The sequence below is a fragment of the Flavobacterium endoglycinae genome (assembly GCF_017352115.1).
GTDB classification, from domain to species: Bacteria; Bacteroidota; Bacteroidia; order Flavobacteriales; family Flavobacteriaceae; genus Flavobacterium; species Flavobacterium endoglycinae.
This window is the reverse complement of sequence record NZ_CP071448.1, coordinates 4,835,267-4,852,322: the sequence shown is the minus strand read 5'-3', so window position 1 is coordinate 4,852,322 and position 17,056 is coordinate 4,835,267. Positions and strand designations below refer to the sequence as shown.

General features: G+C 36.4%; 8 protein-coding genes. All 8 read right to left on the bottom strand.

Annotated features, from left to right (window positions below):
* Positions 1-157 precede the first annotated feature (157 nt).
* Positions 158-3,310: a DUF6298 domain-containing protein gene (locus tag J0383_RS21035; protein WP_239023126.1), complete on the bottom strand. Its 3,153-nt coding sequence runs from the start codon at positions 3,308-3,310 to the stop codon at positions 158-160.
* A gap of 124 nt (positions 3,311-3,434) precedes the next feature.
* The gene (locus J0383_RS21030; protein WP_207295909.1) at positions 3,435-5,141 is read right to left on the bottom strand and encodes a polysaccharide lyase; all 1,707 of its coding nucleotides are present in this window, start codon (positions 5,139-5,141) and stop codon (positions 3,435-3,437) included.
* Positions 5,142-5,190: 49 nt separating this feature from the next.
* Positions 5,191-5,880, bottom strand: a complete 690-nt coding sequence (locus tag J0383_RS21025; RefSeq protein ID WP_207295908.1) for a DUF3826 domain-containing protein — start codon at positions 5,878-5,880, stop codon at positions 5,191-5,193.
* Positions 5,881-6,050: 170 nt separating this feature from the next.
* The gene (locus J0383_RS21020) at positions 6,051-7,763 is read right to left on the bottom strand and encodes a polysaccharide lyase (protein WP_207295907.1); all 1,713 of its coding nucleotides are present in this window, start codon (positions 7,761-7,763) and stop codon (positions 6,051-6,053) included.
* A 108-nt stretch (positions 7,764-7,871) separates the two neighbouring features.
* Positions 7,872-9,848 carry a RagB/SusD family nutrient uptake outer membrane protein gene (locus J0383_RS21015; protein ID WP_207295906.1) on the bottom strand — a complete coding sequence of 659 codons (1,977 nt, stop codon included), beginning with the start codon at positions 9,846-9,848 and terminating at the stop codon, positions 7,872-7,874.
* Positions 9,849-9,866: 18 nt separating this feature from the next.
* Positions 9,867-13,241: a SusC/RagA family TonB-linked outer membrane protein gene (locus J0383_RS21010; protein WP_207295905.1), complete on the bottom strand. Its 3,375-nt coding sequence runs from the start codon at positions 13,239-13,241 to the stop codon at positions 9,867-9,869.
* Between the two features lie 657 nt (positions 13,242-13,898).
* Positions 13,899-14,879, bottom strand: coding sequence for a pectinesterase family protein (locus J0383_RS21005; protein ID WP_207295904.1), 981 nt, complete (start codon positions 14,877-14,879; stop codon positions 13,899-13,901).
* A gap of 148 nt (positions 14,880-15,027) precedes the next feature.
* A complete protein-coding gene (locus J0383_RS21000) occupies positions 15,028-17,049 on the bottom strand; it encodes an aceric acid hydrolase (protein ID WP_207295903.1) in 2,022 nt (673 codons plus the stop codon).
* Positions 17,050-17,056 lie beyond the last annotated feature (7 nt).

Here is a 17,056-nt window from a genome sequence, read left to right as displayed (position 1 = left end):
TCCGCTGATTTTGGCCGATTTTCGCAGATCAAATTTAAAAATCTGCTCTAATCTTTTTAAATCTGCGTGAAATTTTTTCTCTCGCAGATTTGGGAAATTAAGCAGATTTATTCTCAATTCAATCTGATTAATTCGTGAATTCGTGGCTAATAACTTTTTACTTTCTTACTACAAAAAGCACTTTTTCTTTTATTTCCGCTTGTGGAATGGTTACTTGTTTTCCTCCGCTGATGTTGGCTTTTTTAGTTGTATTTCCTGTTGAAGCATTGATTGCAAATACTTCAAATGTTCCTTTTTCGTTTGATAAATCGATTGTGATATCTTGATCGTTTTTCAGATAGAAAAGATAGCTTTTTCCTTTGTTTTCTAATTTCCAAAGATTGTCTGAGAACGTATTTCCGTCAACTAATTTCATTTCGCTTAAAGCGGCATAAAACTGAGGCAGTTCAATTTTTGGAATGTTTGGCATTGAAGCTCCCGCCATCAAAGCTGGCCATCCGAAACGAGAAGATCCGTCTGTTGAATATAAAATTACTTTTTCAGGGTATTTTTCTCGGTATTCTCTAACAGCACGATAGACTTGATTATCGGTTTCTTTTCCTGTTTTCAGTTTTCTGGCATGCTGTCTCGGTGCTAAATTAACGCCTCCTTGCGGAGCGTAAGCTGAACCATCTTCTTTATAGTACCAATAACGAATATCAATTACATCAACTGTTTTGACTCTTTTGGCATCATTTAAAATCGCATCTTGAACATCTTTGGTTGCACTTAAACCGATCAAGCCTTTTTTACCAGTTTCATCTTTCCATTTTTGAGCTTCATCTAACCAGAACTCCATAAAGTGAAGTGGGCCTGTATATTCGGCACTTGTTAGCTGAATTACGTTGCTGTTTTCCTGAAAGTTTTCGAAAGATTTTCTAATGAAACCTTGGTGTAACTTTCTTCTTTCGGCATTTGTAGCATCATAAAACTGCTCTGCCATAAAAATGCGTTTGTCTCCTGCGTAAGGAGGTGGCTCTGGAAATCCAGAATTATTGATATTGTTTGCCGAACGCCAAGGCGAACTTGCCCAATGTGCTCCTGCTTCTAAAATATTGTGCTGAAAATATTGTTGATTGATTAACATTTGTCCGTTTGGTTCTGCCAATGTTGCAAACTGCGCTAAACGGCTCCAGTACCAATCGTTGAATTTTGTTAAATCGTATTTGCTTAAATGATCCCAAGCCAAGTCTTTTCCGCTTCTTGCAAAAGGCTGTTCGTAAAATGGCGGCCAAGCATCATCATCGATTCTTCTAACACGTTCATGATCGTCCATTCTGCGGTCGTACCATAAACCGTAATTGTGTTCTAAAGCAATGATGTTATTGGAACTTAAATAATCTACCGTTTCTTGAACTCTGTCTGTTAATCCATTGCCTGTTCTTCCTGGTACAAAACGAGTTACGTGCGGTAATGATTTGTTTACGAAATCATCTGTAAGATCACCTCTCCACCAAGCTACGTTCATTTGTTTTCCAGCAATTACTTTTCCGTTGAAAGTTAACCAGCCATTTTCTGTAGTAACTTTTGATTTATTTTCCGATTTATTTGAAGTAACATTTTTTAAATCATTTGCATTTTTTAAGCCCGAATTGTTGATGTTTATCGGGGTTTGTTTTGAAACTTCTGCAATCCATTCTGGCAAGCTTTGTTTGGCTGTAACTGAAGCTTTCGTCAATTCTTGCGCTACTTCGATTGTCGGACTTGAAGAGGGTTCGGAACCTAAATCGTAAATAAAAGCTGGCGTTGGAAGTTTTCCTAATCGGGCTTCTAATTGCGCGTAGAACAAACTTCTTGGGCTGATGTGTCCGTTTACGTCTTTCCAATGTCCGTTTCCTCCAAATTGCCCCCAAACTCCAAAAGCCCAGTTTTGAGCAGTTGGCGGACTATAACATTCTACTTTTGAAGCTGAAGATTCCCAGATAACAGAATTTGCAGCTGTCCAACCTGCTCCTCTTCCGCCTTGTTCTCTGTTGTTATAACTAAGTGCCGCACCGTCGATATTGGCAACGTCAAATAAAACGCCTGTTGCCCAGCTTCCGATGGCTCCGCTGTTGTTGAATGGAAGATGCGATTCGCACTGCACAAAAGCATTTGGACCTGTTGTTCCAAATCCTCCCACAGCAAAATCATGATACCCAAATTCTGAATAACAACGCTGGAAAAGCGTCTGCTGACCTTCTGTATAAAAGGTATGTCTTCTGAATGAAGCAATTTCTGAAACGGGTTCTGTAGCAATACAATCTTCAACTGTAATCTGCTGACTCGTTTTTAAAATTGTAACCGCTCCACCTGCAAAATGTTTGAAATTAACTTGTTTTACCCAAGCATTTCTAGTGTTTTCAATGCTAATTGCCTGCCATCTGTGCTCTTCGTCTTTTGCATTTGAAGCATTGAAAGTTGATTTCATCAAAATATTTTCAACTCCAGCATTTTCAACTCTTCCTGGCCATGAATAAACCGTCACTTTTGAAGCACCGAAAACATCATCTAATGACATTGTAATTGGAGCATTTAAGGTAACTTCATTTCCGTTGATTTTGGTTACAACTCTATTCCAAGTCATATCCCAAGCACCTTTTTTCCATCCAATCCAAGAAGTTTCTCCCCCGAAATCCTGCATGTTTACTTCTTTAATGAAATTATCTGTCAAAGGTTTGCTGATTTCAATTTCATCAGAAACTTTTAATTTCGAAGCATTTTTAAATTGGATTTTTTGAGTTCCAAGTGGTGTGTAAGCAGTATTGAATTCGAAAGCATCTTTATACACTTTATCATTTTCACCCAAAATTCTAATTAAAGCTTCTCTTTCTAAACCTGTTCCTAAAAGTACCGTTCCGTTTTCGGTGTTTCCGCTTCCTCTTAAAACAACACCCGATTTTCTGATGTATAATGTTCCGCTAACTTTGAAAATTCCTTTATCTAACAAAACCGCTCCGCGAAAGCCTGATTTATCTGGTTTTAATGCGCTTACATAATCGATTGCATTTTGGATTTTCTGAGTTGCATCGTCTTCTTGTTTGGAAACAAAAATCTTGTTTTCCAGATTCGGAATTGCTTTTTCTGATGCCATATATCCTGCAAAAGAAAAATCAGGAATCTGGTTTCCTTGATTATCTGCTGTAAAAGAAAGTTTTCCTTCTTTGGTTTTTACAATGTCTGGGAAAGTGTTTTGGGATGTGATGTTAAGACTGAAAAGCATCACCAAACCAGACAAAACCATTTTATCTTTTTGAAGAAATACTATATTTATTAGATGATTAAAATTCATTTTTATTTTTTGACTTTCTTAGACTTCTTAGCATTTTGATTTTTTAGAATATAGAAAATAGAGTAAAGAATATAGACTTTTACCCAATCTTTGCTCCATTATCTATTTTCTCTATTCTATTATCTTATTGCAACAATGACTTTAATTTAGCCAAAGTATCAGTATTATTCTCGATTTTCGTCCAATCTATTTTACTAGTTGGATCGATTCCGTTGAAATATTTTTCGATGTTGGTGTAACCGTCTCCGTTTGAATCTTTATTGGCATCTGAAGCATCATTTGGATTTAAACCGTATCTCTTTTCCCAAGCATCTGGAATTCCATCATTATCAGAATCTTTATAAGCTTTTCCTTTGTAAGTTGGATAACCGCCAACTTGATCTGGATGTGTTATAATTCCTTTTTTATAAGAATCCGCAGGCAATCTTCTTTTGATGAATTCTTTTCCAATATTGTTTTCTAAACCATCTTTTACTTCGATTTTTCCTGTACGAACTTGTTTCAAAATTCTTTCATCAACAGCATCTCTTTTTGGAATTGTCGCTCCAACATTTGCTAAAACATATTCATAAGCTTCTTCAGCACCCATAATTTTGAATTGAGGCATTGAAAAAGGTTTTGGCTGTTTAATTGCTGCTAAAAATGCTGCCGTTTCAGCTTCTGGAAGGTTTTCCAATTGTACTCCGCCATTCCAGTTATCTGCTGTAACTTCAGGAGAACCTACAATGAAATTTCCTGAAACATAAGCTCTTCCGTATTGTTTTGGCTCAATATATCCAGATTCAGGCTTCACAATTCTATGTGCAATCGGCTCACCTGCTGGCGTAATTGGACCTGGTTTAAAATAATTGTTGATGATGTTTAACATCGAACGGTAATCGCCGCCATCTAAGGTACGATTCCACCAATTAAATACTACATTATTCACAAAATTAAAGTCGCCATACATTCCGATAGAAGCGTTTCTAGAAATGTTGTCGGCCCATAAGTTACGCATAAAAGTACTATTTAATCCGCCAATTGTACTTCCGAAAGCGTGATTATAAGTATCTAAACCTTCTGATGAAATGGTGTTTTGAATGGTGATATTACACGCTGGCAATTTCTCTAGTTTCGATTTTGCATTTGCTGCAAATTGATGTCTGTAAAGAGAAATATTTTCGTCTAATCCCCAGCTTACAGAACAGTGGTCAACGATGATATTTCCCATCGGATTTCCGCCAAGCGCGTCATCTCTTCTTGTTACTTCGGTTGCGCCACGTCTGAAACGCATGTGTCTGATGATAACGTCGTGCGTATCAATTTCTAAAGTTTCTCCCGCAATGCAAATTCCGTCCCCAGGAGCAGTTTGTCCAGCAATGGTTACGTAAGGCGCACGCATGCTGATTCTCTTTTTTAAATGGATAATTCCCGAAACGTTAAAAACGATTGTTCTTGCTCCAACGGCTTCGCATGCTTCACGAAAAGTTCCTTTTCCGCTGTCTTCTAAACTAGTAACCACAAATATTTTTCCGCCACGTCCGCCTTGCGTGTAGGCACCACCGCCTTCAGCACCTGGAAAAGCTGGAATATCGGCTTGTACAAAATCTTTTGGATAAGAAGCCCAAGGCAAATAAGGTTTTCCTTGTTTTGCTTCTTCTTTAATAATATGATAATTGGCATTCCAGATTTCGCTTAATCTCTTTTCTTCATCAGCTAAAACAGCATCCGCTTTTGCCTGAACGTCTTTTGGAATTACTGGATATTGAGCATATGCCGATGATACTAGAGAACAAAATGAAAACGCCATTACTGTTCTTTTTAAAGTACGGTTTGGAAAGATATTTAGCATGAATTGTGGTGGTTGTAGTTAATAGTTATTGCTGTAAAGTTTTAAGAAATTATTCTTTTGAAGTAGCATCTTTTCCTTTATTCTTTTCTCTCTCTTCAATGCGTTTGTGCCAGTCAGCACTTTCTTTATTTAAATCGTAACCTTGTTTTGATAAATAATTATTGATTCTTCCTTTATATTTACCAAACCAGCCGTGTTTTTCTTTAGATGAACCAGCGTCCATGGCATGTTCTCTGGCTTCAACCAAAGCATTATAAATATATTCTTTTTGTTCTGCAGTTAAGTTTGGAAGCATGTCGTTGTATCCTGCAACCGTAATTGGAAGTACGCCATACGTCATTCCGTCTTTGACTTCAGTAATTTTGTCTTCTGATAATTCTTTACCTAATTTTTTAAGATACGATTTATGCAATTTTGCAATTGACTCGTCTGCTTTTGCTTTCAGCTTGTCAATTTTCTCGTTTTGTTTTTCTTTAGCTAAAGAAGTGTCTTCTTTTACTTTTTTAATTTCAGCGTCTCTACCGTCTTGGATTTCGCTCAAATCTCTGAATTGCTGTGCTATTATATTTGAAACAGCTTTTTCTTTTGCTTCGTTTTTCAAATCTAATTTCACGACGATTTTAGCTGCTCTTTCGTTAGTAACTTTTACATATTCTGGATCTAAATGCTGCTGTGCATTCAAAGTTGAAAATGCGAAAACCATCGATAATAAACCAGCATTTATTTTATTTAGTACCATTGTCTTTATTTTTTTTAAACACATAGAAACATAGATTTTCTTTGTCATAAAGGCGTTTCACTCTTTATTAATACATATAGCTATGTGTGGAAAATCTAGATTTTCTTTTAGTTTCTATTTTAGATTTAAATTCTATGTTTCTATGTGTTAAATAATTATTTCAGTTTTTCTTATTTTAAATCTAATAAAGGTCTAACCAATGTTTCTTTGTTATTCGCTAGATCTTTCCAGTTTACTTTTATTGCAGGATTTACACCGTTGATGTAATCTTCAATATTAGAATATCCGTCTCCGTTTAAGTCTCCTTGTGCGTCAGATGGATCGTTCGGGTTTAAACCGTATTTTTTCTCCCATGCATCTGGCATACCATCTTTATCTGTGTCTACATAAGGTTTTCCTTTATATTCTGGATATCCGCCAACTTGAGAAATGTCTGTAATGATTCCTTTCTTATAAGAATCCATCGGTAGGCGTCTGTGTTCGAATTGGTAGAAAGTCTTTTTCTCTAATCCTTTTGCATATTCAGGAACTCCAGTTTTTACAGTTCTTACGATTCTTTCGTCGACTTTGTCTCTGATAGGCAGTGTTGCTCCAACGTTTTTAAGCACAAACTCATACGATTCTTCAGCTGTCATAAATTTATTGAACCATGGCATTGGGAAAGGTTTGTCTACTTTCATTTTAGCAAAATATGCTGACGCTTCCTCATAAGTCATTAATTCCCCTTTTTTGTTTTCAAGCTGAATTCCACCGTCCCAGTTGTCTTTCGTCACCTTTTCATTTCCGTTTACTACGTTTCCGTTTACGAAAGCTCTACCAAAAACCATGTATGGCAATTTGCTTCTTCCTGATTCAGGTTTTAAGATTCTATAGCTGATTGGCTGAGTTAGATCGGTTACAGGACCTGGTTTATAGAAGTTGTTGATGATGTTGTAGTTTGCTGTGTAATCGCCGCCATCTGTAGATCTGTTGTACCAGTTGAAAACCACATTATTAACGAAGTTGAAAATTCCATTCCATCCAATAGAAGGGTTTCTACCAGCATTATTAGCCCACATATTTCTCATGAAAGAGCAGTTTTCTCCACCTAAAGTACTTCCGAAAGCATGATTGTAAGTGTCTAAAGCTTCTCCGAATAAACTGTTTTGGATGGTAATGTTTACTGTTCCCACTTTAATATCTGGATACCCTGGCCCTGGGTTGTACATGTGTCTATATATTGACATATTTTCGTCTAATCCCCAAGTAGCAGAAACGTGATCGATCATGATGTTTCCAACTGGATTTCCTCCAATGGCATCATCACGACGTCCTACAAAAGTTTCTCCACGACGGAAACGTACATGTCTGATAATTACATCATGCGTATCGATCCAAGTTGATTCTCCTGCAATACAAATTCCATCTCCGGGAGCAGTCTGCCCTGCAATTGTAATGTAAGGCGCACGAATGATTAACGGACTTTTTAATCGAATAATTCCAGCAACATTAAATACCACTATTCTCGCTCCTCCTTGTTCGCAAGCTTCACGTAAAGTTCCTGGTCCGCGGTCTTCTAAACTTGTTACGGTGTATACTTTTCCTCCACGACCTCCAAAAGTGTACATTCCTCCTCCTTCAGCACCCGGGAAAGCTGGAATTTCAGCCTGAGGTAAATCGGTTGGTCTTGCTGCCCACGGAATATATGGTTTTCCGTGTTTAGCTTCTTCTTCAATAACAACTAAAGCTTTTTCCCAAGCTTCGTCAGAAAGTCTTTGAGCTTCTTCTTTAATTGCTTTTTCCTGCGCTTGAACTTCTGGACTAATTTTTGGATACTGGGCAAAGCATTTTGAGCTTCCTAAAAAAAGCAGAGATGATGCGATAAATAATGCGGAATTTTTCATGTTAATTTCTAGTTGTGGTAATTCTTTTTAAACAAATCACCTGTATCTTTTGACAAGTACAGGTGAAAAGCTTTGTATGTTATTTCTGTTTTTTATTGTAAAAAAAAATTATTCTTGGTAGTTGTAATCTCCTTCACCGCCTGATGCATCTTTCCAGCCAATGGTTTGTTTCAACCATGGATTTTGTGCCAAAACAGTATTTTGTAATCCCATAATGTAGTAGTTAGGGTTAAATTTAATTTTAACGGCTACGTTATTCACGTTATCCATAGGAGTTGGAGGTGCTACAAATGTAAAATTGTCTGTGTAGAAAGCTGCTAAAGCTGCTAACTGTGTTTGGAAATTAGCGGCATCAGGATCAGCTGAAATACTTGCACGAGCTGCTGCTAACGGATCAGCACTTGTAGCTGTGTTTTTGTACTGCAGATAATTTCCTGTACGTTGTGTACCATTAATTGGTGTTAAGCGTAATTTACTAACCGTTCCTCCAGTAGTACCTGCAAGTGTTGCATTATCATAAAGCATCCATCTTTGTACATCCCAGTAACGTTTTCCTTCGTAAGCTAATTCAACTCTACGTTCGTATAAAACAGCTTCGATTGCTGCGTATTTATCACTTAATGTTCCAATTCCGTAGTTATTTGCAGATGGAATTCCAACACGGTTTCTAATTCTTCCTAAGTAAGCAATTGTGTTACCTGTTTGTCCAAGTGCCGCATAACATTCGGCAATGTTTAATAGTAATTCTGCATATCTGTATTCGTAAATATCGGTTCCTGAGTATTGGAAACTACTTGCGTTTGTTGCTGTAACATCGGTCATTTTTCTAACTAATGCTGGACTTGTTTCGTTGTTTGAGTCACTATAATATGCTTTTTTTGAAGCGTCTAACCAACGGTAAGCCCATACAACTGGTTTGTCGTTTTCTTTATAATTCCATCTTACACCTGAAAAAGCAAATGTTCTGTAGAATCTTGGGTCACGGTTTACGAAGAAAAGAAAATCATTATATCCGTTTGCTGCAGTTGGCCTAGAACCATTTGCCATTGGGAATAAATCGATCATTTCTTTTGGAGCTTCCATAGCACCAGTTCCACCTTGGCTGATTAAACGAATCGCTTTTTCCCACGAGTTGCTCATACCTAGATTTGTTGTATTAGTTCCTAAAAGCTGTACTGTAATAGCTTCAGGACATGGCGCATTTCCTGATGCACCCAAAGTAAACATATTCTGCCAGTCTTTTGCTGAATTTCCATACAATCCAATTCCAGCAGCAGTTAATTCAGTTTCTGCTTCTAAACCTGCTTTTAAGGCTGCATTCCAACGATCGTTTGAACCATCCCAGTTTTTATTAAACAATGGGCTTGCATATGTTAATAAAACTCTAGATTTTACAGCCATTGCAGCACCTTTGGTAACACGGCCATAATCTGCAGAATTCCAAGTTCTTGGCAATAGACTTGCAGCCATATCTAGGTCTTTTACTATTTGGTCTACTACTTCTGTTACAGTAGCTCTAGGCAATTTAATGGTTTCATCTTCAGTACTTGGCGTCTGAACTTCTGTAACGATTGGAACACCTCCGTATACACGTAGCAAGTCAAAATACTGAACAGCACGTAAATAATATAACTGTCCTTTTGCTTGATCGCGGAATGTTTTATCTAAAGTTGCTCCTTTAACATCGATATCTCTAATAAAAGAGTTACAATCTCTAATTCTGTTGTAAGGAACGTTATTAATTTTATCTTCTAATTTACCTCCGTAATAACCTGAAGCATCTGCAGCATTAAAGTAAGTAATATTCGGGTTGATTAGCGGCTGGATACCTCCAATTTCTTCGGTCATTTTAGAATAAGTATCCGCATAAGATCCTACAAGGCTTTGCCCGGGAGATTTAAAAGCAGAATAGTAATCAAAATAAACGTTATTGATGTACCAGTTTGCACGTTCTTGACTTTCATAAAATGAATCGTCAACACTCCCGAAATTTTTCTTTTCTTCTAAAAAGTTATCGCTGCAAGAGATACTCAACACTGCAAAAAGTGCAAGAGCTATATATTTTTTATTAATTTTTAGTTTCATCTTCTTATTGAATTAAAATTAGAATGTAATGTTTAAAGTAACAGCCCAAGTTCTAAGCGTAGGATAGTTTTCAGAAGAACTATCATACATGTTACGATAATGATTTGGATATGGATTGTATAAATCCCAAAGGTTGTTACCTGTAACTCCAACTGACCATTTAGCAATTTTAATTTTCTCCAAAAGTTCTTTTGGCATATCAAATCCTAAAGTTAAATTTCTTACTGTACAACGGAAAGTGTCTAGCTGCCAGAAATCAGAAGGAACAGCAATATAATCCTGATTTGCTAAGTTAGGGTATCTACCGTTTACATTATCATCTGCGTACATATCATTCCAGAAAGTTTCACGTGCCCACATGTTGTGTGATGATGATGTTCCTTGTTTTACAACATCAATTGCGCGGTATCCACCCCATGATGTTGCGATTTGTGTTTTGATGAAGATTGATTTGTATCTAGCTCCTAAATTAGTTGTAAAACCGTATGTTCTGTTTTTGTTTACTAATTTCACGTAATCTTCGTTTTTAGTAATCTGACCGTTTGGACCTGCTTGTGTACCGTCTGTACTGTTAAATTGTCCTCCAACATCTTCATAAGCTAACATACCTTTTCTCATGTTTGCCACATTTGAAATACCCATGTAATTTGGCGCTACTCCAGCGGCAGTGGCACGTTGCGTTAAGTAGTTCCAATAGTTAGCAACATCTTCATCTGTTCGTAAAATACCATCTCCTGTTGAAGTTTCTTTCCATGTTCTGAATCCCCATTGCGGAAAAAACATTGAACGGCCTGCTTCTGTTAAGTTATTTGATGGGTGCAGTAAAGCTGGTTCTGGATATTTTTTAACTTTATTATCAGATAATCCAAAGTTCACTCCAACATTATAACTGAAATCTTTATTTACATTGTCTTTCCAATTAACAGCAAGCTCACCTCCCCAAGAATCTACAGCTGCATAGTTTTCTTCGGCAAAACCACCTCCTACAGAGATTGGCACTCCTACTGCTCCAGCCATACCTGTCAACATTTCTTTTGATTTATCATAGTAAAGATCAGTTGTGATCGATAATCTATTTTTTAATACTGTCAAATCAAAACCTAAGTTGTTTTTGATTGTAGTATCCCAGCCCACATTTCTGTTTGGTTCTACTCTAGGTGTTACACCACCTCCTAATACACCTCCATTAGATCCAAATTGGAATCCTTTATCAGCGATTACATCATACAGTTTCATCCATCTCCATGCGTTGATGTTATCATTACCTACTTTACCAATAGAATAACGGATTTTGAAGAAATCTACCCAAGATACATTATTGTTAAACCATTTTTCTTTAGATACGATCCATCCTGCTTGAAGTGATGGAAAGAATCCCCAGTAGTTCTCTGGTGCGAATTTCGTTGAAGCATCACTTCTGAATAAGAACTGAAGGATGTATTTTGATTTATAGCTATAGTTTAAACGTCCTAAATAAGAAAGTGTTCCCTGCTCACCTTTTAAAGCAGTTGAGTTTGTACTTAAAGTACCTGCTGTTTGGTAGGATCCTCCGTAATCTTTTCCTGTGTTTTCAAAAGCTAAACGAGTACTTTTATAAGATGACTCAGAACGTTCTATAGAGAACATTGCCCCGACTTCGTGGTTGTCAAAAGTTCTGTTATAATCTGCAAAGAAGTTAGCTTGAACTGATTTAGAGAAGTTTGTATCGTAATAAACTCTTGAGTTACGAGCATTTGTCTCGATTAAGAAATCACCATCTGGATTAGTCGATGCATTGTAAACAGTTGGATTAGCAGCACTTAAAAGGTGGTTATCCTGAGTTTCGTAATTTCTGATTCTTGCTAAATCATACGGCAATTGAACTTGCTCTGTACTTGCAGAAGTCTGGCTTCTTGAGTATGTTCCTTTAATAGATAATCCTTTAATAAATGGAACTTTATAGTTTAACGACATGTTTACGTTGTATGAGAAATCATTTGTCGTTTGTTTGGAACCATTGTTCATTGCTGCAAAATAATTCCATCCTGCAATTGTATTATTAGCGTTTGCAGATCCTAAATTACGATCTGTACGTGCAAATGGAGACACATAATATTCTTGCCCACCTACAGTAGTCTGCCATGGAATGTATTTTGGCATGTGAAGTAAAAATCCATAATCAGCTTGCTCACCACCAGCAGCAGAAGCATAACTACTGTCACTGATATTTGCTGAAGCTTTTGTAAATGATTTTTCGATATCTCCTGAATTTCCAGAAACAGCTGCAGAAAAATCTAATGAACTGCTGATTTTAGCTGTCATACCTGTACGGAAATTCCATTTGTTATAATCTTGTCTTCCTAAATTAGCTCCTTGTGTAAAGTAATTGATACCCGCAAAATAAGTCGCTTTTTCAGTACCTCCGCTAACACTTAAAGTATGTTTTTGCTGAATTGCAGGTTTCCATGCTTCTCTTAACCAGTCATAATTAAGATCTTTCATTTGCTCTAACTCAGCATCAGAAAAAAGATTTGATCCATTCGTTCCAAGGTTATTCGATCCTTTGAAAAATCTGTTTGAAAAAACACCAAAATCGTAAGCCGACATAGTTTTACTGTGGCTAACTGCATCATTTACGGCAAACTGAGAAAAATATTGGAATGTTGGCACACCGCTTTTTCCTCTTTTAGTTTTTACCACAATTGCTCCTTGAGCCGCTCTAGAACCATAGATAGCAGCAGAAGCATCCTTTAATACTGTAATACTTTCAATCTCAGAAGGATCAAGTCTGTTAAAAGCATCCATAGAAGCTCTACCATTAACAGGATCAACTTGAATCATATCATCAATAATAATTAAAGGAGTTTTTGAACTACCATCTTTAGAGAAACCATATGTCTGGCGAATTTCTAAAGAAGATTGATCTCCAGGACGTCCTCCTCCATCAATAATACTTAAACCAGGAACCTGACCTCTTAAGGCTTCTGATAAGTTCGACACCGGAAGTTCCTGAATTTCTGTTGGGTTAATCGTTGCGATAGCACCAGTAAGTTTTTCCTTTTTCTGAGCACCATATCCAACTACTACTATATTTTGTAACTCGTTTGAATCTTCTGTAAGTTTAACATTTACTGTTGTTCTATTTCCAATTGGTACTTCTTGTTTTCTCATTCCGATAAATGAAAAAACTAAAGTTGCATTTGGTTTAACTTTAATTTGAAATTGCCCATTAAAATCTGTAGTCACAGTATTCTTTGTAGATTTCTCTGTTACGTTTACCCCTGGAAGAAGACCTGATACATTATCAGTCACAGTTCCTGTTACTGTTACTTGATTAGAGTTTTGAGCATAACTCATCACAGTCATCAGTGTAAACAAAAGAAAACTACATCTCTTTAAAAGTGCTTGTTTCATAAATGTTTTTTGTTTTGGTTAGGTTATTACTTGTTAGTTAGTCATGTTTAAATGTGTTTTGTAATTTTTAACAATTTGAAGTAACTAAATCGTTTGAATTAAATGTCGAAAACACATTTATTTAATATTCCAAAAATATGACGATGATATATTAGAACCGTCCTGCTCTATCCTGTTTTGACAGCGGTATTTCAAAAAAAATAACCCAAAAAAAACAATATTGATAAAAAACAGCTGGAAAAAATATCTGTCCTTAAAAAATAAAAGTAAATGTTTGCATAAACCAAAATATGCCAACCTATTTTTCCGCAAAAGAAGCAAAAAATTCACTAAAAACAAGTAATCTTTATTTTTTATGCAAAATCAATTATTCTAAATTCTGAGTAATAAGTGTTTAAGATTATTTGTTTTAATTGTTAAAAAGAAGATTATTTAAAAAAATAATTACAATTTCGCCTTAAAAAACTTACAGCATACTATACCGGATAACACACCTTTAAACTTAAAAAAAATATAAAAAAAAGTAATTTTTAAAAGTAATTTCTGATTAAGGGATTTTCAACTGATAAAAATTTACTTTACGCTTAAAAATAAAAATGCCCAATATTGCTATTGAGCATAAAATGATACAAAGACTCTGTGTTTTCTCGATCGTACTTATTTTGGATTCCAGCCGTTTAAAACTAAATCTCTATCGTATTTTTTAATCTCTTCTTTTTTTAACTGATGTGACCAAGAAACACGTTGAGAGACATATTTGGCGCTCGCACCTTTGCTTCCATAGTCAGCATAATACGCTGTTTTATCTTTATCTGGAAATCTAGTATCAATCCATGCGTTCCATCCTTCTGGAATAATATGCGAACCCAAATCAGTATTAATAAAAACAGTTTGAGCATAAGGTCTCCAAGGTCTTCCCAGAAATACTTGGTCTACCGATTTGTCTTTTGCAGTAAGCTTACAATCTGTAAAAACAAAACCATAAGCCTGCCCTTGCGGAGTCGAAGCTGCTGTGATGTAAGAGTTTACCAAACTTTCGATGGTACATTTATAGAAATAAGCAGTCGCTGCGCCAAAAATAAAATCGGTTGTTCCGTTGATAAAACAGTTTTCAAAATAGGTTCGAGTATTTCCTTCTGACAAATAAAGCGTATCTTGATTTCCTAATAGATTGCAATTCCTTACGATAACTCTATCTCCTTTAATATGAAGCGCCACAGCCTGACCTACTCTTCCCGCCGTATTTTCGACAGTTAAGTTTTCAAGTGTACAATCGTTTCCTTTTATCATAAAAGAATACGAAGTTCCTGTTCCAAATTCTTTTTTCCCTGACGGATCTGGTTCGCGAAGCGGTTTGCCAGAATAATCATCAAATGAAATAATGGTTTTATTCCGGTCCGTTCCTTTTAAAGTAATGAAGGATTTAGAAACTGGAATTTCTAACTTCTCCACATATTTCCCTGGCTTTATAGTTATTATCACGCGTTTTTCTGAATTGTCTTTTACATTATTGACCGCTTCCTGAATGGTTTTGAAATCTCCAGAACCATCTTGAGCCACAGCTAAAGCCAATTTGTTATCGAGCGTTTGGGCTGATACAGAAAATGTTATTAAAAATAAAGCCAGAATATATTTCATCGTTCTTAATAGTTTAAGTTTTTAAACAAAGTTAATTTGTAGAGACGCACTGCAGTGCGTCTAACGCAACGTAACCACAATGCTTAATACACATGGCGTAGACGCACTGCAGTGCGTCTCTACGAAAAACAGGAATCTACATATAATTTTAATGCGACATCCAAACCGTCATTTCTCCCTCTCCTTTATTTCCCCATGCAAAATACGGAATCAATTTTACAGTTAATGTTTTTCCGTCTTTTGTTGAAATGGGTTTATAAAGTGTTTTATTCCAAGAATTATCAGCGGTAATTTTTGACGTCGCTTCAATTGTAACTAATTTTCTGTTTTTCAATTCGGTAAAATCAGTTTTAAAATCAGAATTCAGATTTAAAATCACATCATTTACACTTGTATTTGTAGGCAGCTGATCCGATTCTAAACAGTACACCAAAGGTCCTCTTTTTACCGCAACTTGATTTTTAACTTCTTCTACCAACGGATTGGCTTCCATCAATTCAACTGGCATTGGTAAATTCAATTCGATTACATCACCTTTTTTCCATTTTTGGTTTAATTTCAAATAAGTTCCCGAAACGATTTGATCTGAAACTTTCGCATTATTAACCAAAACTTCTGCATTCTGACTCCATCCTGGAATTCTTAAAAAGAAAGCCTGCAAATCTTTTGGCGTTTTAACGATTTTCAACGTTACTTTTCCGTCCCAAGGATAATTCGATTGCTGTTCAATTTCTAATGCTTCTCCGCTTAACGATTTTGTATTCAAATTGTTACTTCCGTATAAATTGACATACAAACCTTCTTTTGAAAGATTGTAAGCGTAATTTCCAACTTCGGCAACCGTTCTCGTTACGTTTGGCGCACAACAGTTTGATAAGGCGATATAACCTTCACGCACATTTCCCCATCTTTGGTGAAAAGGCAAATCGTTTGAAACATTCAGCGGATTGTTGTACAAGAATTTATCTCCTTCTAAATTCATTCCCGAAAGCACGCTGTTGTAAAGCGCTAATTCTACAATATCAGCATATTTGGCATCTCCTGTAATTTGAAGCATTCTCCAGTTCCACAACACATTTCCAATATTCGCACAAGTTTCGGTGTGAGCCGTGGCATTTGGCAATTGAAAAGGTCTTCCGTACGCCTGATGAATCTTTTGAACTACAGTTGGATCATACGAAGTTCCGTCTGGTGAAACTCCGTCATAAAGAGAACCACAACCTCCTGTAATATACATTTTACGATACGCTACATCATCCCAAATAGATTCTAGATTGTCTAATAATTTCTTTTCTCCAGTTTCCGCATACAAATCTGCAACTCCTGCATAAAGGTAATTGGCTCTTACAGCGTGCCCCATCGCCGTAGTCTGCTGTCTAAACGGAATTCTATCTTGATTATCATCGGTTCCATCATTTGTAGTTCCGCGAATGTCAATCAGATTATTAGCCAATTCTAAATATTTCGGATCTTTTACGGTTCTGTACATTTCGACAATTCCCATATAATGAGAAGGACAAATCGCATTTCTAGCCAATTCTGGGGATGCTTTTTTGTAGAAATCATATAAGAAATCGGCAACTCCTTTGGCAATATTCAGAAAATTCATTTTTCCTGTAGCACGATAATGAATGCAGGCTGCCGTCATTAAATGTCCCATATTGTATTTCTCGAAACCCAATTGTTTTTTCACTTCTTCTGGGCCCAAAGTTCCCCAGCGTTCGTCAATTAAAACTGGCGTATGAATATAACCGTCTTTGCGCTGTACTTTTGCGAAAAGCGCAATGGCTTTATCCATTTCGGCATCGAGTTTTTTATCTTTTGTAACGGCATAAGTTGCTGCCATTCCTTCAAAAATCTTGTAGAAATCACCATCATGAAAAGAAGGCCCTTTGAAAGTTCCTTTGCTTAAACCAGCTGCAATTTCGAAGTTTTTGTACGCATGAGAAGTCTCGCTATGATACAAATCCCACATGTATGGCAAAGTATTTTGGGTTTCTACATCGAATTGTTCTTTCCAGAATCCGTTGGTCCACTTTACATCTTGCAAACCAACGCTCTGCAATTTAGAATACGGACTTTGTGAATTCGCCACCAAACCTTTGTTTTGCGCCACTACTCCTGCACCAGCAATAAACAAACTAAGGGAAACATTTAATAAATTTTTCATTCTACTA